Origin of the sequence: Leptospira paudalimensis, assembly GCF_026151345.1 — a bacterium.
GTDB lineage: Bacteria > Spirochaetota > Leptospiria > Leptospirales > Leptospiraceae > Leptospira_A > Leptospira_A paudalimensis.
In genome coordinates, this window is record NZ_JAMQPR010000001.1 from 2,801,070 (window position 1) to 2,820,259 (window position 19,190).

The following is a 19,190-nucleotide window of genomic DNA, read 5'->3' on the forward strand; positions in this document are numbered from 1 at the left end:
GTGTTTCCAATCCTTAGATTATGGATTCCTTATTTTTCATTTTCTCAAAAGTCCTCACCATATTTCTCTACCCCTTACCAGTTTTTTTCCTCCTTTGTTTGTATCTATTGCTTCGCATCAAACCAAAGAATACGAAGTTTCTTTTTTTTCTCGTTTGTTTGTTTTTATATCTGGCATCTAGTTCCTTTGTTGCCAATTCACTTGTATCTAGTCTGGAAAAAGATTATCCTCCCATTTCCATTCAGGATACTCCCAATGCGGATCTAGCCATTGTTCTCGGGGGAATGATCCAAACCATTTCTTCCGTGAAGGCAAGGCCCGAACTCACAGATTCTGCAGACCGGATCACAGATGCCGTTCGCCTTTACAAAGCGGGCAAAGTCAAAAAAATCCTATTTACTGGTGGGTCCGGTTTGTTATTGTCTGACGAATTCCGAGAGGCAAACTTAGCCAAATCTTTGTTAATCGATTTAGGTGTAAGAGAATCCGACATCATCTTAGAAAACAATTCCAGAAATACTTATGAAAATGCAGTTGAAACGAAAAAAATAGTGGAGAAATTAAATTTTAAATCTTATATCCTAATCACATCAGCCTTTCATATGAAACGTGCATTCGGTTGTTTCCAAAAACAAAATTTAAATGTGTTCCTCTTCCCTACCGATTATAGATCGTTTCAAATGGATTCGGGTGCCTTTGAATTGTATTTACCATCAGCTGGTTATCTTGATACGACTACATTTGCGATCAAGGAATGGGTTGGGTATTTTGTTTACCGTGCCAAATCCTACCTTTAAATCGGGTTTTTCTGATTGATTCTTTACAACCTTTTTGTTTGACCGAAACTACCAATCAGAGAGCTTAGAGGAAAGACGTGATTTCGTCTAAAGAATGGACTATGAATCGTAAGTTTTTAACCCTTTTATTCCTCATTGCAATCTCTCTTGGAGGCATTGCTTACTTTTCCTCACAAGAAACATCGTATCTTCTCCTCGATGCTTCAGAACTTGCTGCTAATCCCACAAAATACTCGGAACAAAACTTACGAGTGAGAGGATTTGTTCGCGTAGGGAGTTTGGTCCGTGAAGGAAAAAAAGCAAAATTTGATTTGGAACTCAATGACCAAATCATCCCTGTTTTTTTTACAGGAGAAACTCTTTTGCCAGATGCTTTTAAAGAAGGAGCAAGGGCACGAGTGGATGGAAAATTAGAAAAGGGAATCCTTGTCGCAAGTCATGTCGAAGCGAAATGTGCTTCCAAATATGAAGCAGGGTATGCTGAGGAAAAATGAATAATTTAGGAACCATCTTACTTTCTGCATCTCTCGCCATTTTAATTTTTTCTGCCATCCAAACCATCTACGGAATCATTTCAAAAGAACGAAAAGCTGTGGAACTAGGCCGATTGGCCCTTATGACAAATCCCTTTGTCATTGTATTAACCTTTGTCGTTTTACTCACACAACTTGTCAGATCAGACTATAGCAACTATTATGTGGTGATGCATTCCAGCGAACATCTCCCTTTATTTTACAAAATGACTTCCATTTGGTCTGGGTCATCGGGAAGTTTATTATTTTGGAATTTAATATTAAATGTTTTCACCTTCATCGTGTTATGGCAAACTCGTAAGTCCATAGAAGACCGAATCCCAATGATGAATCTCATCCTTGCGGTTTTATCTGGTTTTTTTAGTTTCCTAGCCGTGTTTTATGGAGACGCTCAACCTTTCCGCGAATTTGTTCCCGAAGCAGCGGCAGGAAGAGGACTCAATCCCCTGCTCCAACACTGGGCCATGATCATCCACCCTCCCATTCTTTACATTGGTTATGTGAGTATCTCCATACCATTTGCAATTGCGATGTCTGCTCTTGTATCGGGTCAACTTTCAGAAGATTGGATGAAGTTCATTCGCAAATGGACTCTGTTTTCTTGGTTTTTTCTAGGAACAGGAATTTTACTCGGATCCAAATGGGCCTACGAAGAGTTAGGTTGGGGTGGGTATTGGGCATGGGACCCAGTCGAAAACGCATCGTTAATGCCTTGGTTACTCACAAGTGCCTTTGTCCATTCTGTTGTCATCCAAGAACGTCGAGGAATGTTAAAGTTTTGGAATATGTTACTTGTGATCCTTGCCTTTCACTTTAGTTTACTTGGTACATGGATCACTCGTTCGGGTGTCCTCGAAGGACCTCATAGTTTTTCCAAATCGACAATCGGGACTCCGTTTATCGTTTATATCATCGCAAGTTTTTTGTTTTTCACAGGGTTTGTGATCTACCGAAGGAAAAACCTCACACCAGAACGAAACTTAGAAGCTATCACCTCCAAAGAAGGAAGTTTTTTATTAAACAACTTTCTTTTGGTACTTTCGACCGCAGCTATTTTGTTAGGTGTATTTTCCCCTCTCCTCTATGGTAAAGAATTTAAAGCTCCTTGGTTTAATTCTTGGGGTGTTCCTGCAGGGATATTTTTATTATTACTGATGGGTTCGGCACCACTACTTGCTTGGCGAAAAGGTGCTGGAGCAGTATTTTTTTCTACCTTACTTAAACCATTCCTGTTTGGAATTTTGGGTGGTGGACTCTACATCCTATTTTATTCACAAAACTTTACAAAACCCGATTCTAAGTACGGGGATGTTTTAGCAGAAGTGTATTCTGTTCTCACAGTTGGAATTGGTGTATTTACCATTGCAGGGATTATCCAAGAATACTACCGAGGAATCAAAGCTAGACGAGAGGAACACAAAGATGAATCTTTGTTACGAGCTGGGATAAACTTACTTCTTAAAAACAAAAGACGATATGGTGGGTATTTAGTACACTTCTCCCTTGTTCTTATCTTTATTGGTTATGCTGGGAATGCCTTTAAAATCAATACATCTGTTCGTTTCTTTTATGAACTCCAACCGCCAACTTCAGAAGAAATCATCTACCAATCTATCGACAAAGCAATGATTGGTGGTTATCAAATCGAAGCAAACACACTCAAAATCAAACCTGTTCTTATCTCTGGGCTTGGTGGGGAACCTAACATCCAAAATGTGATTGTGTCCCAAGAAGCCAGTTACGGAATTTATCGTGGATTGGAAAAAATTGCGACACTTGATACTGAACGTAGGTTTTATCCACAGATCTCCCACCTAACGGGAGATTTCGAAACCCATATCCCAACAAGTGAACCAGCCATCCACTCCATGGCAAAAGAAGATTTTTACATCCAACTGGGTGCAATTGAAACTTCGGATCTAAAATCAGAAAACCCTGACTTACCACTCATGTTCATGCAGTATTACTTCACACCAGGAAGTGAAACAGACAAACTCAAACTTTTCCTCAATTTCCCGAGGCAAATTGTAGCAAATTTAGAAGTTTGGATCAACCCACTTGTAAAATTGATTTGGATTGGATCCTTACTCTATTTTATGTCTGGAATCTTTTTGTTACTCCCCATAGGCGAAAGGAAAAAACAAACCAAAGGGAATCCAATATGAAACAAATAGGATATGAAAGTTCGTTTCGAATGCCATTGTTCCCAATAGGCAATCGGTATGTTTCGATGGGTATTTTATTACGTGGGTTACTTTCGATTGTACTCTTTATGGGAATCACGAGTGGTGTATTCGCTCAAAAAACAACTACCAATTTAAAAGAAGAAACTCAGATCCAAACCTTCCTTAAGGTCACAGAAAAAATCCGATGTATCTGTTTACCAAGCCTTCCTATCCAGTCGTGTTCCTTTAACATGTGTGCTGCTTCCAGTTATCTCAAAAGTTTTATTGAAAATCGAATCAAAGAAGGAATGGGAGAAGGAGAAATCATTTCCAAAATGGAAAACGGATTTGGTACTTCTGTATTACAAGACCCCATTGTAATCATGTTCCAAGAAAATGGAAACCAAGGTATGGTAGATTCGATCGTGTATGGTTTTGGTCCTAAAATCTTAGCAAAACCTGATGATACTTGGATCAATGCCACATTACTTGGATTAGGTGTTCTTGGGTTATTTGGGATTTATCGATATGGAACTAAAAAATCGCGTGAAAAATCTGCTCTTTCCCAATCAAACTCCAAAACTCCATCAACTTCTACAACAGAAGCCATCAAAGAAAAAATTCGCAAATTTGAAGAGTCTTAAGAGATACTGAAGTTAAGAAATTTTCTTTCGGACCAAGGATAGATTCAAAAGAATACAAATCTTAATTAAGTAAAGGATACCGTTTCACAATCTTTCCGAATTTGAACCAACGCAGAAACTAAGGAATTTGTATCCTCCCTTGTTAATTTTGCATTCAAACTGATCCGCAATCTTGGCGTGGGAACTGTCGGTGGACGGATGGCGCGAACATCGAGACCCATCTCCTGTAATCGTTTGGCATAATATAAAGATTCTTTTTCAGTTAAAAGTAATAAAGGGATGATATGAGATTCTGTATTTGTGATCATAAAACCATTCGTTTGTAACGATTGTTTTAATTCTCTAGTGAGTTCGAGTAAACGAAACCTCTCAGACTCCATAGATCGTAATAAGTCTAAAGCATACATTGCCAATTTAGAAATGATGGGAAGTGGTGCCGTAGAAAATATAAATGGTCGCATAACATTGACCAAATGGTCTCTACCCATTTGTTTTGTTACGATGATCCCACCTTCCAATCCAAACGATTTACCGAGTGTATACACTCGGTAATCAATCGATTGAATGTCTTCGATAGACAAATCTCGAAACAAAATCCCCTTTCCTTCCTTACCATACACTCCGAGTGCATGTGCCTCATCTACAACGAGGACAAACCCATATTGTTTTTTTAATGTGAGTAGTTTGGAAAAATCGGGGCTATCTCCATCCATACTAAACAAAGATTCGGTAACAACGATTCGTTTGTGTTTTTGGTTTGGATCTTCGGCATTTGCCTTGTCTAGTAACGTTTGTAAATGTTGTAAATCCAAGTGGTTGTAGTATTTTTTTTTGGCACCAGAAATTCGAATCCCATCCAAAATCGAGGCATGATTCAAACGGTCTGTAAAAACATAACAATTTGGCGCAGCAATGGAATCTATGAGCCCCAAGTTTGCGACAAAACCATTGGAAACAAGTAAGGCTGCCTCTCCATCCACAAAGTTTGCAAATTCCGTTTCGAACAAATCCATGGAATCATAATTTCCACGAACAAGCCGTGAAGCTGTGGAACCAAAGGGATACAAATCTGTTAAAGACCTGTAGTATTCCAACATACGAGAGTTAGTGGCAAGGCCCATATAATCATTGGAACAAAAATCAATCCCATGATAGGTTTTAGTTTCGCGGAATAATTGTTTTTCCTTGATGGACTCCAGTTTTTTTTGAATTTCTTCCCAATGATAGCTCACAATCACCAGATTTTCTGGCCTAAAATTTTTTCCGATTTAATTTTTCTAAGAATTTGTTAGAATGAACCAAAGAAATGGACGTGTTACCACAAGAATCTTTGGAAATAATTCGGAGAGCAAAGAGTATCATCTTTCTGACAGGGGCTGGTATTTCAAACGAAAGTGGAATCCCAACGTTTCGTGGAGAAGGTGGACTTTGGAAAAACTTTCGAGCAGAGGATTTAGCAACTCCAGAAGCTTTCCAAAAAAATCCAGAACTCGTTTGGGAATGGTACGATTGGCGAAGGAATATTTGTAAAAATGCAAAACCCAATCCAGGCCATATAACAATTGCCAAATGGCAAAGAAAATCAAGTTCTGTTTCCCTCATCACTCAAAATGTAGACGGCCTTCATCCGCGTGCAGGAAGTGAATCCATCATCGAACTTCATGGGAATATTTTTCGTGTCAGGTGTACAAATTGTTCGGCAAAATTTCATTTGGAACAAGATGGTTTAGACCATCCTGGACTTAAATTTTGTAAACATTGTGAATCCCTACTTAGGCCCGACATTGTTTGGTTTGGAGAAGAGTATGACCAAACACATCTTACAAAAAGTTGGGAACTATCTAAACAATCACAAATCGTTTTTGTGATTGGAACGAGTGCCAACGTATCTGTCCCCGCCCAATTAGCGCTCACAGCGATTCGGAATGGAGCAATTGGGATTGAAATCAATCCAGCGGAAACAAATCTTACACCTTCCATGAAACACCATTTTGGTGGAAAATCAGGTGAAGTATTACCCAAAATTTGGAATGAAGTATTTCCAAACGAACCATTAGACTAAAGGATCCCAAATTATGCTAACAGTTGTTTTACTTGTTTTATCCAATATCTTTATGACTTTTGCCTGGTATGGCCATTTAAAATATGCAAAATCAAACCAAATGTTTTATGTGATTTTGTTTTCATGGGGCATTGCATTTTTTGAATATGTACTGATGGTACCTGCCAATCGTATTGGGTATACGGTTTACAAATTTGAAGGATTCCAATTAAAGATCATCCAAGAGATCATCACAATCTTTGTGTTTATCCTTTTTGCCACCTTGTTTTTAGGTGAAAAAATCAAATGGAATTATATCGTTAGTTTTGGATTGATCTTACTTGCTGGTTTTTTTGCGTTTGGATTTGGGAACAATTCAAACAGTCACTAAAAATTGGACAAGGGACTTTGCCAATTCCTCTTTTGGCAAAGGTCCAATCTCTTTCACGAGACCATTCGGACCAAAAATACGTAATATCGATTCTACTTCACCGAATCCTTTTCCATGTCCAACTACATTTCCTACGATGTATTGTAAACCCTTGCGAACGAGTTTTTCTCTGGCATGTTTTTCCAAATCATTTGTTTCTGCTGCAAACCCAACGCGGATCGAATTATTGATTTGGTTTTCTTTGATGTACTCATCCACTTGTTTTAAGACATCTGGATTTTCTTCTAATTCGAGTAATAATCCCTTACTTCCTTCAGAAGTTCTTTCCTTTTTGATTTTATGTTCTGCCATCATGATCGGACGAAAATCTGCCGGAGCCGCTGCCATCACAAGTAAAGTATCATCCAACATTTGAGATAAAACTGTATCTCGAAGTTGCATTGTTGTTTCCACTTCTAAGTTCTGTTTGGCGCCAGGAACATTGGCATAACGTTCCAAGGTATTCCCATGGATATAAATCACATCCACTGGGTATTGCAAAAAACACTTTGCAATTTCGTATCCCATTTTTCCAGAAGAAGCATTGGAGATATAACGAACTGGATCAATCCACTCGCGTGTGGGACCAGATGTAATGACAACACGTTTGAATTTTAAATTCATGAATTTTTTTTATGAAGTTCGATGATTTGTTCCATGATGGTTTCGACGGTTGCTAATTTTCCATACCCTTCATCACCACAAACAACAATGCCTTTGTCAGGAGATACAATGTGTACACCATCGGCTTCTAATGTTTTTAAATTCCTTTGAACAGCAGGATGGAGGTACATCCCAGGATTCATGGAAGGTGCCACAAGCACAGGTGAAGTACAAGCGAGGTAAGTCGAAGTCACCAAATCATCAGCGATTCCATTTGCCATTTTTCCTATGATGTTAGCGGAAGCTGGTACAACTGCAAAAACGGATGAAATATTTTTGATTTCAATATGTGCCATCCCTGTATCAAATTCATCAATTCGAACAGGTTTACTGGTTAGGGCTTCAAAGGTAATTTTGCCCACAAACTTAGTGGCGTTAGCCGTCATAATCACTCGCACAGGGTATCCGTTTTTAGTAAGACCTCTAACCAAATCACAAGCTTTGTAAGATGCAATGGAACCTGAGACTGCGATGATGATTTCTTTCATTTACCGATCCTCGTAAGATAATTCCCGTTCCATTTCGGAATCGTGGTCTTCTTCTAATTTCGGTGTGAATAGGATGGAAATGATTTTGTTTCCTTCCATTTTTTTCACTTTGAGGCTGCCCTTTTTGATTTGAACGATACTACCTTCTTTTGGCATATCTTCATTTTTTTCCATAAAGTAACCAGCGATGGTTCGAACCTCTTCCATATCAGATGGTTCTTCGCCTTCTAAAATATCAGTTAAACTAGAAAGTTCGGTTTCTCCATCAAGTGTGATGGTTTTGGTTTTTTTATTTTTGGATGTAACATCTACTTCATCGGTGTCTGTTTCATCCCGAATCTCACCAAAAAATTCTTCAATAATATCCTCTAACGTAAGTAAACCTGAGACTCCACCATATTCATCTATCACGATCGCCATATGTTGTTTTTTCTCTCGGAGTTTTGTCATCACTCGTTCGATGGACATTGATTCAGGAACTTTTACAAAATCCTTTTCCATGATGACAGTGATTTTTTCTTTTTTGCCTTTGGCAGAAAGATGGGCCGCTTGCCATTTTAGAAATTTTTGAACATGGACAATCCCAACAATTTTATCGAGTGTTTGGTTGTAAACTGGGTATCTAGAAAAACTATGTTCTGCAATGAGGGGAAGTAATTTATCAATCGTTGATTCTTGTGGAATTCCAATGATGGAAAGACGATGCGTCATTACATCCTTGGCAGTATGTTCCGAAAAATCAAAAGTCTTTTGGATGAGTTGCATTTCTGCATTATCGATACGACCTTGTTTTCGTTGTTCCTCGATGATGATCATGAGTTCTTCAGCAGAATGGACATATTTATCACCTGTTCGTTGCAAACGGAAGAGAGTGAGAATCCCACCAGCTAATCGGTTCATGACAAATGTTACAGGAAAAAACAAATAATAAAAAAGCCACATGGGAGCAGAAACACCAAGAGCAATTGCTTCGGTATTCTGGATTGCCAATGTTTTAGGAACTAACTCTCCTAAGATGACATGTAGTAAAGTGATGAGTGTGAAGGATACACCAATCGAGATACTGTGGATAGTCACGAGATCCAATTCAATTTGGAACATGTGAAGGAATCCAGAGACAACACTCGCAAATAAAGCCTCGCCGATCCAACCAAGGAGTAAACTGGCGATCGTGATCCCCACTTGGCAAACCGATAACATATCATCGATTTTGGAGACCGCTTTTTTGGTGATATGGGACATGGCCCGGTTTTCTTTGACTAGTTCCTCTAAGCGTGAGGGGCGGATAGATACCATCGCAAACTCTGCAGCGACGAAGAAACCATTGACAAAGACAAGGAGGAAGATGAGAAAGATGCCGATTATTTCCATAGAAACTCGAACACCACTAAAGTTTTAAAATCAGGGTCCATTGTATAATGAGGAACAGAATTAAGTATTTTGGACCGAACTTCTAGTGTCGCCTACAATTTGAGGATATTTTCCAGGAAATCACATGTGAAAACCCGATCAAATGCTTCCTTCGCCCATCACCCAATTCAGAATTTTGCGATCCGATACTACCTTTATGTCACATTTATTGGGCCGTGGAATAAATCCAAACTCCATCTTCTTTGTAAGCCGTTTGTTCTGTTAGGCTTTGTAATGAGATTTGGTCGAGGACAGGAAGTGTTGGAAGGTAACCAATTTTTTTTGTGCCAGAACGAAACCAAAAATGTAACCACTCTTGGTGGAGACCAGGGTCGTTCCATGACTTCCCTAACACTCGTTCGGTGTAGACTATCATTTTAGGAACCGTTCGGTAATCGATCCTGCGGTACAATTTGAGTAACGAAATTTCCTCTGTAGAACCAGTCTCGGATCGGCATGACCAACTGAGGACTGGACCTAAATTGGAAACATTTGCATTTGTTGGGAAGTCCCATAGGTGCAAACGTTCTTTGTCTTTTAATATCCTCGATCCTTCAAAATAAGCAGTATCTACAAGTGTGATTCCTTTTCCATCCAGCGAACGCATATTTGTCGGGCATTTCCAAGAATACAAATTGAGAGGTTTTTGAGTGTCTGTGTTGGGATACAAACTAAAGAAAAAGACAAAGGACTGTTCTTTCATTTCTTTTTTTAGAGAACGAAACAATCCCAACCCAGAATCATTTAAATAAATTTGGATTTTATCATGGTCCTTATTTGCTGAAACAAGTTCTCTCACAACATCTATAATATCAGAAGCATCGGGTCTTTGAGTTCGTACCATTTTCCAATTCAATTGGTTTCGTTTGAAATCTTTGGGATTGAATGTGAAAACATAAAACTCGTCTTTATATGGAAGGAGGAATATGGTAGGAAGTTTAACTGATTCTAATGAACGTGTGTTTTCTTCTTCATTTTTCCTCTGGATTAAATTTTCCGTTTCTCTACTCTCGGCATATGTGGAATCGAAAAACTTAGATTCTCTTGCGGTGGAAAATCCAGATAAAAATTTAAACTGTTGGTTCACATATGGAATTTGGAATAAAGAATGAGGACTCCCCTTTGTATTCCGTTGTGTTTTGACTGAATTGTATTTAAACAATGTATCAAAAAGGCCCCATACATCATTATCATCACGTAAATGGCTGAGAGCATATTCAAAAAACAAATCCGTCGAAAAAGCAAGTGGCCTGTAGTTACGAATGTAATACAAATCTTCGTATGGATGGTTTAATAAATAATCACCGAGTCCATCTTTGATATTTCCATTCACAGGACTTTTTTTTCCAGAAGCGGTATGAGCAAAAATAAATCCAAAATTACGTAGGAACTCAGCCGCATAAAATGCATTTTCTTCATCTAAAATCCCACGGCTTTTTGTGAGTTCAATGGTTGATTTACGATATTCCTTTCGATAAATTTGATTATAACCTTGTAAAATGGTAGCCGCATATTCTAATCGTCTCCATTTTTTTTCCTGAGCCATATAAATGATCTCATCTGTCATCCGAGAAGACAATTCTGGATTTTGATCCATCAACATCTGTGAAATACGAAGTTTGGGCCAAATGTCTGCTTCTGTTAACTTCTCTGGATCTTTGATTTTTTGTAATGCTTTTAGAGCTGATTCTGCACCGTTCACTTTGTACAATGAAACTGAAATCAAATCTTTTACTTCTGCCAAACTCATTGGTTCGTTTAAAAAAGGATGATGAATGTCTGGAGACCAATTGTTTAGATCTAATTTGATATAATAATCTAAGGACTTTTTATAATCTTTTTGGAAATAGGCAAGCGCACCTAACTTTACATAAATGCGATTCAAGATGGATGTTTTTTTACCACGTGCTGACTTTAAAAAATTCTGAAATGATTCTTCTGCTCCATTATAATCACCTGATAAAATCTGGAAAAATGCCAATCTTTCGATCGAGTTTTCGTTATAGGCACCATCAGTGATTCGTTCTAAATCCATGATCATTCTCTGGAAATGAATCCCTTCTCTCACAAACCCTAAAAATGACAATTTGGCTGGTAGGTCTTCATCAATCCGATCCAGAAGTGGAATCCATTCTAAATTGGTATCTTCAAAAAATGGTGAACTCACCCTCATGATGTTCACAAAATGTTTGTGCATATCTTTATCTTTTCCCGTAGGAAGATCGATATAGTATTGCAAACGGAAAACCCGGCAAAGAGAATAGTATGGTTTTGTTTTTTGACAATCCATACGTACCATTGTTTTTTTCTCATCTTCCCCTGTTTGGAAAAGATTCGTTCGCATATTCTTTGCTAGATTACGAAAATAGGTATTTGGTTCTTTTTGAATGTAAGTATCTAATGTTTTGATGGCTTGGACTTCATCACCTTGTGAATGTTTCCACAAAGAAGTGAGTAAAAAATCAGCAAACGAATACTCTCCTTTTTTAGTCCTTAAGTCATATAATATATTCGCAATCCCAACCTTGTCTTTTTTCCTCAGGTAGTATTCACCTAGCATGAGGTAAAAATCAATTTCCTGATTGGTAGTGAGAGATTCAGGAGACTTGAATCGAAAATCATCGCGAATGGTGAGTTGTTCTTTTCCTTGGATGAGTAATTTTCCTTGTGCACCAGACACAATCCAGCCATGATTTCTTTGATTTTGTGCGTATATAGTAGTATGAGAAATCAGGATGATGAAACTGAAAAAAATAGAAAGTGACAGTCGACTCTTCATCGTATCTTTGATTCTCTAGGACCAAGGGATTTGGTCAAGTGACATAAAGGGAAATGGCAGAAAGTTTCGATTACCAAACGATTGTAGAAAGTTTTGACGAATTCATCCTCATCATGGATGGAAATTTAGAAATCCAATTTTCCCAAACATCTCCCAATCTTTACCTCCCAAAAGATTCCATTGGTATTGGAAAACACCTGAAGGAACTCCCCATTATCCCAAGGGACGGGCTTATTTTATCCAATTTGTGCCAAGAAACATTGAGCCGAAGGATTCCATTCCAGTTTTTTACCTCACTTCTTGGGAACCAATACCGGATTTTAGGAAGGTTTCTCGAAACCAAATCTGGACCTTGTGTGGTTTTACGTGGAGAACCAAATTTTAATATAGAAGGTGTGATTTTAGATAGTGGACCCTATGTCATTTTTCGATATAAATTTGATTCTGAATTTTTGATCACTTATGTATCACCCAATGTTTCACTTAACCTAGGTTACCAAACAGGTGATTTCAAAAAAGGGAATTTAAAAATCCAAGATTTGGTCCACCCAGATGACAAAAAACAAATCGATACCGAAGAAAAGGAATACATCAAAAGTAAACAAAGAACTTACCAAAGGGAATTTCGTTTCAAAAAACCTGATGGAAGTTACATCTATTTATCCGAATATAGTGTTGTCAGTTATTACGACTCTTACCCTACCGAAAAAATTTCTTATTTTTCTGACATCAGTGAACGAAAGGAAAAAGAATTAGAAATCAAAAACCAAAGGGATGAATTAAAACGAATTCGAGTTTTGTTTGAAGAAACAAATGCGGCAGCCAACGTAGGTGCTTGGGAAGTTGACTTAATTCATAATACCATTTTTTGGGCAAAAGAAACAAAACGAATCCATGAAGTTGATGATGATTATTCACCCAATTTGGAAAATGCGTTTCAATTTTATCCGATTGAATCAGAACAAGTTTTGTTACGAAAAGCATTTGAAGATACCATTGAAAATGGATCATCTTATGAACTGATATTACAAATTAAAACCAATACAGGAAAACTCAAATGGGTAAGAACGATAGGCCACGGAGTTTTTGAAAACGGAAAATGCATTCGTGTGTATGGAAGTTTCCAAGACATCACAAATAGTGTAAACTTAGACAAACAAAAAGAAGAAGCATTATCGAAATTGGAAACAATTTTAGATGCAACCACACATGTGACAATTATTGGTACTGATGAGAATGGAATCATCACTCATTTCAACAAAGGTGCCGAGTACCATTTGCAATATACCGCTGAAGAAATGATAGGGAAAAATACACCTTCCATCTTACACAAAGAAGAGGAAGTTTTATTTCGTGCAGAATCTCTCTCACAAGAGTTTGGTGTTCCCATTTCAGGATTTGAAACATTTGTCCACAAAGCACGATTAGGTGCCTTTGATTCACATGAATGGACCTACATACGCAAAGATGGTACTGAATTTCCAATCCAATTGGTGATCACTGCAAGTAAAAACCCAAAAGGAGAAATCACTGGATTTTTAGGAATTGGAATCGATATTTCAGCTCAAAAAGCCACCGAAGAAGCGTTACGTGAAAGTGAAAGGAGATGGCAGTTTGCTCTGGAAGGTTCTGGTGATGGGATTTGGGATTGGAACGCAGAAACTGACCAAGTTTACTTTTCTAATCAATGGAAAGCAATGTTAGGTTTTTCGGAATCAGAAATTGGAACCGATATCTCAGAATGGGAAAAACGAGTTCATCCTGAAGATTTAAATCATTGTTTAGAGGCATTGGAGAAACACTACCGAGGTGAGACCAATGTGTATATGAGTGAACATAGAATGTTATGCAAAGATGGCACTTATAAATGGATCCTTGACAGAGGGAAAGTCATTGAACGTACAGAAGATGGCAGACCTTTACGTGTGATTGGAACCCATACAGACATCACTCACAGAAAGATATTAGAACAAGATTTGATCATTGCACGGGAAAAAGCAGAAAAAGCTTCCATTGCCAAATCTAATTTTTTGGCAAATATGAGTCATGAAATTCGTACACCACTCAATGGAGTGATTGGTTTTGCAGACTTACTGATGCGAACCGACCTAAACCAAGTCCAAAGAAAGTATATGGAAACTGTGCATTTGTCTGCACTTTCGTTACTTGATTTGATCAACGACATCCTTGATTTTTCCAAAATAGAATCAGGCAAAATGGAACTCTATAAAGAAAGAGTCAATATTTTTGATCTATTACACCAAATTGCTGAAATCGTAAAACACAAAGCTTACGAAAAAGGTTTGGAACTCATTTTAAATATTTCTCCAAAAGTTCCAAGAAATGTGTTTGTTGATTCACTTCGACTTCGGCAAATCCTTTTGAATTTGATTGGCAATGCCCTTAAGTTCACTCTCAAAGGGGAAATCCAAATCAAAATAACAGCAAACCCAGTGAATCAAAATGAATACGAATTTTTATTTGAAGTCATTGATACTGGTATTGGGATCAGCAAAGAAAACCAAAACAAAATTTTTGAAGTATTTGCGCAGGCAGATAGTTCCACTACACGACAATTTGGTGGAACAGGACTTGGCCTTTCTATCTCTTCCAAATTACTACAATTATTCGGAAGTAAAATCGAATTAGAATCCGAAGTGAACAAAGGATCCCGATTTTATTTTAAGTTTATAACAATTGCTGATAACGAAAGAAACATTGAACCAAATTTGGAATCAATTAAAAGAGTTATGGTTGTTGATGATAACGAAACCAATCTTTCTGTGATCAGAGAAATGTTGGCTTATAAAAAAATTGAAACCATTACATTCAATTCTCCTAAATTAGCGCTAAAACATTTCCAAGAAGGGAATGAGTATGACATTGTCATCTCAGATTACAATATGCCAGAAATGAATGGATTGGAATTCATTTCTTTACTCAAATCACATGCACTCACATCAAAGTCAAAATTACCAAACTTTACAATTCATTCCTCTTCCAATGAAGAATCCTTGTACGAAAAAGGGAAAGAAATTGGAATCGGTGTTATTTTATTAAAACCAATCCAAACCAATATTTTATATGAGAGTTTATACGACTTAGTTTCAGGAAGGCATTCGGAAAAAGGTACGAATCAAAAAGAAAAGTTCAAACCAATTGTTACCAACGAAAAAACAAAAGTGATGATCGTAGAAGATAATCCTGTGAATATGATGTTAACAAAAACAATCGTATTAAAAATTTTACAATCTGCCATTATCATCGAAGCAACAAATGGTAGGGAAGCAGTGGAACATTTCAAAAAAACAGAACCTGATCTCATCCTCATGGACATCCAAATGCCTGAAATGAATGGTTATGACGCCACGAGAGAAATTAGAAACCTACAGATTGGCCAAAATGTTCCCATTATTGCGCTGACTGCAGGTACTCTGTCAGATGAAGAAAACCGATGTTTGGAAAGTGGAATGAATGATTATATATCCAAACCTGTTGTTTTGAATACCATCGCAGAAAAAATGAAACACTGGCTTTTGAAAAATTAGAGATTGATTACGATTGTCCGATTGACCCTTGTTCCATCTCATGGACATTGTGCTAGTTTCTGTATCTAAACTTTCCAAAACCATCGGCGAAAAAAAACTTTTTTCAAACCTAGACTTCTCCATTAGCGAAGGCGAAAAACTTGCCATAGTCGGAATCAATGGATCCGGTAAGTCCACCCTACTCCGCGCCATTTTAGGAAAGGAAGAAACGGATTCAGGCCAGATCATCAAAAACAATAATCTTAAAATTTCGATATTAGACCAAAACCCCGTATTTGATTCCAATGAAACAATCCTAGACCATATCTACAAAGGAGAAAACAAACTCGTAAAAACCATTCGTAAGTATGAAGATATTTGTGAACGTATGGGTGAAGGGGAAGAAGGACTGGATGATGAATTTACAAATGTTTCCCAAGAAATGGACAGATTATCAGCTTGGGATTACGAACAACAAATCAAATCCATATTACGAGAATTAGGTGTTGAAAAGCTAGAGCGCAAGATGTCTGAGTTGTCAGGTGGGATGCTCAAAAAAGTAGAACTTGCTAAGGCACTCATTGATGAAAGCAATTTACTCATTTTAGATGAACCAACAAACCATTTGGATGTTAAATCCATCTTATGGTTAGAAGATTACCTTGCGAATTTAGACAAAGCCATCTTACTCATCACCCACGACCGTTATTTTTTAGATCGAATTGTGAACAAAATTTTGGAACTCGATCGTGGAAACTATTTTCTGTATGAAGGGAATTATTCGATTTACTTAGAAAGAAAAGTGGAACGAGAAGAAACCCTTCAAAAACAAGAAGATAAAATCAAACAGTTTTTAAAACAAGAAGTCAAGTGGCTAAAACGCCAACCAAAAGCCCGCACCACCAAACAAAAAGCAAGGATTGACCGAGCAAACGAATTACAAGGCAGAGAAAAACGAGAGATCCAAAAGGATTTGGAACTGAGTGTGGCAGCCAAACGCCAAGGGAAAACTATATTAGAGATCCATAATCTAAAAAAATCCATTGGCGAAAAAGTATTAATCAATGATTTTACTTATACCTTCAAAGCAAAAGAAAGACTTGGTATCATTGGACCAAATGGAATCGGAAAATCTACCCTTCTCAATCTTATCGCTGGCCGACTGACACCCGATAGTGGATACTTAAAACCAGGCCTCAATACAAAAGTAGGTTATTTTGACCAAACAAGTTCTGAACTTCCGTTAGAACGGAATGTATTGGAATATATCAAAGATGTTGCTGGGGAGATGATCGAAACAGAATCTGGGGAAAAAATTTCAGCAGCAAAGATGTTAGAACGATTTCTCTTTGATGGAAAGTTACAATACACTCCGATCGCCAAACTATCTGGAGGTGAAAGACGTCGACTTTTTCTTGTTCAAATTTTGATGACGGGTCCAAACTTCCTCATCTTAGATGAACCAACCAATGATCTCGATATCCAAACACTTTCTGTTTTGGAATCTTTTTTGGATGAATTTCCAGGAACAGTTGTCATTGTTTCCCATGATCGTTACTTTCTAGATCGTACAGCGGAAAGTTTACTCATCTTTCGCAAAGAAGGTAAACTAGACCATTACATCGGAACCTTCTCCTCCTTTTTAGAAGAAGATTCTTTAGAGATTGAAAACGAACCAAGTTCTTCTAAAGAAAATACGATACCAAAGAAAGTGGTTGCCACTGAAGAAAAACCAAAAAAGTCAAAACAAGACCAAAAGAAAATTCAAACCTTAGAGAAAGAAATCGCATCCTTAGAAGAGAAAAAAAACAAATTGGAATCAAATTTGAGTACATTCGCAAATGATCATATGGAATTGAGTAAAATAACCAAAGAAATCCAAACGATCGAAGCGGAAATTCTTTACAAAATGGAGGAATGGGAAAAGTTTCATACCGAATGAAAACGGTCCACACGACAAGAATTCTGCTTTGGACACCCATCATCCTGATTGGATATTTCATTTCCGCACAAATTGGATTTAATATTGCCTTTCTCAATAGCCAAGTTTCTCCTGTTTGGCCACCTGAAGGTGTTGGACTCTCTTCCCTTCTACTTTTAGGCCCTGCTGCTTTACCTGGAATTTACTTAGGAGCGACTCTTGCTAACTTCTATAATAACCCTCATTTCCAAACGGCGTTTATTATAGGAATTGGGAACACACTCAGTAGTTATGTCAATTACCGTATCATCAAACGAGTAACGGAAAAAACAGATCCACTTTATTCCACAAAAGATTTAATTTATTTCCTAAGCATTGGAACTTTTCCTGGATCCTTTCTTAGTGCAGTGATGGGTGTTACTAGTTTATGGTATTGGGATTTTTTATCTTCTGAATTGTACTTCAATGTATTTTTCACTTGGTTTTCTGGTGAGATGTTGGGTTTTCTCATTGTTGCCCCATTACTCTATGTTTGGTTTTATCCCAAATCAAAATTAAACTTAGACCTTTCCAAACAATTAGAACTTTTTGTATGGCTCATCATTGTTTATATCTCGGGTTCTATTGCTTTCAGTGATGAATGGCCCCTTTTATTTGTACCAATACCCTTTGTGATTGTAACAAGCATTCGATTTCGCCAATTTGGTGCTACACTTTCAACCGTCGTTCTTTCTTATATAGCTGTCACACTTACCATAGAAGGGAAAGGTGTATTCGCAAGGAGAGATGCCAGTGGGCTTTCCATCAATGATTCACTCATTTTTCTAGATGCATTTTTATTTTGTATCAGTGGGATTGCATACTTTCTTGTGACAGCTACACGAGAAAGGGAACGTGCCCAAGAAACTTCATTAAAATCCTTACAAGTATTAAATGAACTGAAAGAAAAAGCCAATGAAGAATTGGAACTTAAGGTATTGGAACGGACTGCTGTCATTGAAGAACAAAGAATTGAAATTGAAAAACAATTGGATATGGCAAAACGGATCCAAGAGTCTCTGTTCCCTCAAAAAGAAATTTTACCAAATGGAGTCGAAATCGAATTCAAAAACATTCCCATGATGAAAGTGGGAGGTGATTTGTATGACATCGTCTGGAGACCAGATAAACAGGAATTAGGTGTTTTTATTTGTGATGTATCTGGCCATGGAATCCCTGCTGCGCTACTCAGTGCACTCGTAAAAACATCACTCGAAAAATGGAAGGAAGACCCAAGTGACTTAAAAGAAAACTTGGAATCCATCCGAAACCAAATCATACCAAATTTACGTGAACATTTTGTCACAGCAAGTTTACTTCATTTGCATACAGACACGGGTATTTTGACCTTTGCCCGTGCTGGTCATTTCCCTCTTTTTATCATCCGAAAATCGGGAGCCCTTGTTAGTTTAAAACCAATGGGAAGGATCATCACACCTATATTTGACATCCTTGCGGAAGAAGAAAAATTTCAGTTAGAAAGAGGTGATTTGCTTGTGATGTTAACAGATGGACTCACAGAAGCAAGAGAACCATCCACATTGCAAATGTTTGGTGAAGATAAACTTCTCCGGCTAGTGACAGACCTGAGAAGTAAACCATTGCTTACAATTCGTGATGAAGTATTCCAATCCGTTATTCAACTTTCTGGTGGAATACGTGCCATCCAAGATGACTTAACCCTTGGACTCATTCGTTATACAGGGAATAACGAAGAAAAGGTTATGGTTGGATTATAAATTGATTCTTTTGG

14 protein-coding genes are annotated in these 19,190 nt (G+C 37.6%); 9 read left to right on the forward strand and 5 right to left on the reverse strand.

Annotated elements, in window-relative coordinates; genetic code table 11:
• Window positions 1–20: 20 nt before the first annotated feature.
• The 4 genes from ND855_RS12950 to ND855_RS12965 all read left to right on the forward strand — a co-directional run bounded on the left by ND855_RS12950 (window position 21) and on the right by ND855_RS12965 (window position 4,139).
• Entirely contained in the window at window positions 21–797 is a 777-nt protein-coding gene (locus ND855_RS12950) for a YdcF family protein (RefSeq protein WP_265358672.1), read from the forward strand.
• Between the two features lie 101 nt (window positions 798–898).
• Window positions 899–1,291, forward strand: a complete 393-nt coding sequence (locus ND855_RS12955; RefSeq protein WP_265358673.1) for a cytochrome c maturation protein CcmE domain-containing protein — start codon at window positions 899–901, stop codon at window positions 1,289–1,291.
• Window positions 1,288–3,495 carry a heme lyase CcmF/NrfE family subunit gene (locus ND855_RS12960; RefSeq protein WP_265358674.1) on the forward strand — a complete coding sequence of 736 codons (2,208 nt, stop codon included), beginning with the start codon at window positions 1,288–1,290 and terminating at the stop codon, window positions 3,493–3,495. The genes ND855_RS12955 and ND855_RS12960 overlap by 4 nt, the downstream gene beginning before the upstream one ends.
• 65 nt (window positions 3,496–3,560) lie before the next feature.
• On the forward strand, window positions 3,561–4,139 hold the full coding sequence (locus tag ND855_RS12965) for a cytochrome c-type biogenesis protein CcmH (protein ID WP_407658755.1): 579 nt from the start codon (window positions 3,561–3,563) through the stop codon (window positions 4,137–4,139).
• Window positions 4,140–4,204: 65 nt separating this feature from the next.
• On the opposite strand, the gene ND855_RS12970 is transcribed toward ND855_RS12965, so the two are convergent.
• Window positions 4,205–5,371 carry an aminotransferase class I/II-fold pyridoxal phosphate-dependent enzyme gene (locus tag ND855_RS12970; protein ID WP_265358675.1) on the reverse strand — a complete coding sequence of 389 codons (1,167 nt, stop codon included), beginning with the start codon at window positions 5,369–5,371 and terminating at the stop codon, window positions 4,205–4,207.
• 74 nt (window positions 5,372–5,445) lie between these two features.
• Here ND855_RS12970 and ND855_RS12975 point away from each other — a divergent pair, with 74 nt between their 5' ends.
• Both ND855_RS12975 and ND855_RS12980 read left to right on the forward strand, forming a co-directional pair.
• Window positions 5,446–6,201 carry an SIR2 family NAD-dependent protein deacylase gene (locus tag ND855_RS12975; protein WP_265358676.1) on the forward strand — a complete coding sequence of 252 codons (756 nt, stop codon included), beginning with the start codon at window positions 5,446–5,448 and terminating at the stop codon, window positions 6,199–6,201.
• A gap of 13 nt (window positions 6,202–6,214) precedes the next feature.
• On the forward strand, window positions 6,215–6,571 hold the full coding sequence (locus ND855_RS12980; protein WP_265358677.1) for a DMT family protein: 357 nt from the start codon (window positions 6,215–6,217) through the stop codon (window positions 6,569–6,571).
• Here ND855_RS12980 and ND855_RS12985 read toward each other — a convergent pair.
• From ND855_RS12985 to ND855_RS13000, 4 genes are all read right to left on the reverse strand, one after another.
• Complete coding sequence (locus ND855_RS12985) at window positions 6,557–7,234, reverse strand: phosphopantothenoylcysteine decarboxylase domain-containing protein (protein WP_265358678.1); 678 nt, start codon at window positions 7,232–7,234, stop codon at window positions 6,557–6,559. The two genes, ND855_RS12980 and ND855_RS12985, sit on opposite strands and share 15 nt — an antisense overlap.
• Window positions 7,231–7,761 (reverse strand): phosphopantothenoylcysteine decarboxylase, encoded by a 531-nt coding sequence (locus ND855_RS12990; RefSeq protein ID WP_265358679.1) that lies wholly within the window; start codon window positions 7,759–7,761, stop codon window positions 7,231–7,233. Before ND855_RS12990 ends, ND855_RS12985 begins: the two co-directional genes overlap by 4 nt.
• Window positions 7,762–9,132, reverse strand: a complete 1,371-nt coding sequence (locus ND855_RS12995) for a hemolysin family protein (RefSeq protein WP_135605005.1) — start codon at window positions 9,130–9,132, stop codon at window positions 7,762–7,764. It abuts the gene before it with no gap.
• A gap of 205 nt (window positions 9,133–9,337) precedes the next feature.
• Complete coding sequence (locus ND855_RS13000; RefSeq protein WP_265358680.1) at window positions 9,338–11,950, reverse strand: tol-pal system YbgF family protein; 2,613 nt, start codon at window positions 11,948–11,950, stop codon at window positions 9,338–9,340.
• 53 nt (window positions 11,951–12,003) lie between these two features.
• Between ND855_RS13000 and ND855_RS13005 the strand changes: the two genes are divergently transcribed.
• Genes ND855_RS13005 through ND855_RS13020 form a run of 3 tightly spaced genes read left to right on the forward strand, consistent with a single transcriptional unit; the run spans window position 12,004 to window position 19,176 of the window.
• Complete coding sequence (locus ND855_RS13005) at window positions 12,004–15,498, forward strand: PAS domain-containing hybrid sensor histidine kinase/response regulator (protein WP_322113542.1); 3,495 nt, start codon at window positions 12,004–12,006, stop codon at window positions 15,496–15,498.
• A 40-nt stretch (window positions 15,499–15,538) separates the two neighbouring features.
• The gene (locus ND855_RS13015) at window positions 15,539–17,419 is read left to right on the forward strand and encodes an ABC-F family ATP-binding cassette domain-containing protein (RefSeq protein WP_265359405.1); all 1,881 of its coding nucleotides are present in this window, start codon (window positions 15,539–15,541) and stop codon (window positions 17,417–17,419) included.
• Window positions 17,416–19,176 carry a PP2C family protein-serine/threonine phosphatase gene (locus ND855_RS13020; RefSeq protein ID WP_265358681.1) on the forward strand — a complete coding sequence of 587 codons (1,761 nt, stop codon included), beginning with the start codon at window positions 17,416–17,418 and terminating at the stop codon, window positions 19,174–19,176. The genes ND855_RS13015 and ND855_RS13020 overlap by 4 nt, the downstream gene beginning before the upstream one ends.
• Window positions 19,177–19,190: the final 14 nt, after the last annotated feature.

Excerpts from the sequence above, each read along its gene's own strand:
- ND855_RS12950 (WP_265358672.1), top strand. The coding sequence starts at position 21 with ATGGATTCCTTATTTTTCATTTTCTCAAAAGTCCTCACCATATTTCTC.
- ND855_RS12955 (WP_265358673.1), top strand. The coding sequence starts at position 899 with ATGAATCGTAAGTTTTTAACCCTTTTATTCCTCATTGCAATCTCTCTT.
- ND855_RS12960 (WP_265358674.1), top strand. The coding sequence starts at position 1,288 with ATGAATAATTTAGGAACCATCTTACTTTCTGCATCTCTCGCCATTTTA.
- ND855_RS12965 (WP_407658755.1), top strand. The coding sequence starts at position 3,561 with ATGGGTATTTTATTACGTGGGTTACTTTCGATTGTACTCTTTATGGGA.
- ND855_RS12975 (WP_265358676.1), top strand. The coding sequence starts at position 5,446 with ATGGACGTGTTACCACAAGAATCTTTGGAAATAATTCGGAGAGCAAAG.
- ND855_RS12980 (WP_265358677.1), top strand. The coding sequence starts at position 6,215 with ATGCTAACAGTTGTTTTACTTGTTTTATCCAATATCTTTATGACTTTT.
- ND855_RS12985 (WP_265358678.1), bottom strand. The coding sequence starts at position 7,234 with ATGAATTTAAAATTCAAACGTGTTGTCATTACATCTGGTCCCACACGC.
- ND855_RS12990 (WP_265358679.1), bottom strand. The coding sequence starts at position 7,761 with ATGAAAGAAATCATCATCGCAGTCTCAGGTTCCATTGCATCTTACAAA.
- ND855_RS12995 (WP_135605005.1), bottom strand. The coding sequence starts at position 9,132 with ATGGAAATAATCGGCATCTTTCTCATCTTCCTCCTTGTCTTTGTCAAT.
- ND855_RS13000 (WP_265358680.1), bottom strand. The coding sequence starts at position 11,950 with ATGAAGAGTCGACTGTCACTTTCTATTTTTTTCAGTTTCATCATCCTG.
- ND855_RS13005 (WP_322113542.1), top strand. The coding sequence starts at position 12,004 with ATGGCAGAAAGTTTCGATTACCAAACGATTGTAGAAAGTTTTGACGAA.
- ND855_RS13015 (WP_265359405.1), top strand. The coding sequence starts at position 15,539 with ATGGACATTGTGCTAGTTTCTGTATCTAAACTTTCCAAAACCATCGGC.
- ND855_RS13020 (WP_265358681.1), top strand. The coding sequence starts at position 17,416 with ATGAAAACGGTCCACACGACAAGAATTCTGCTTTGGACACCCATCATC.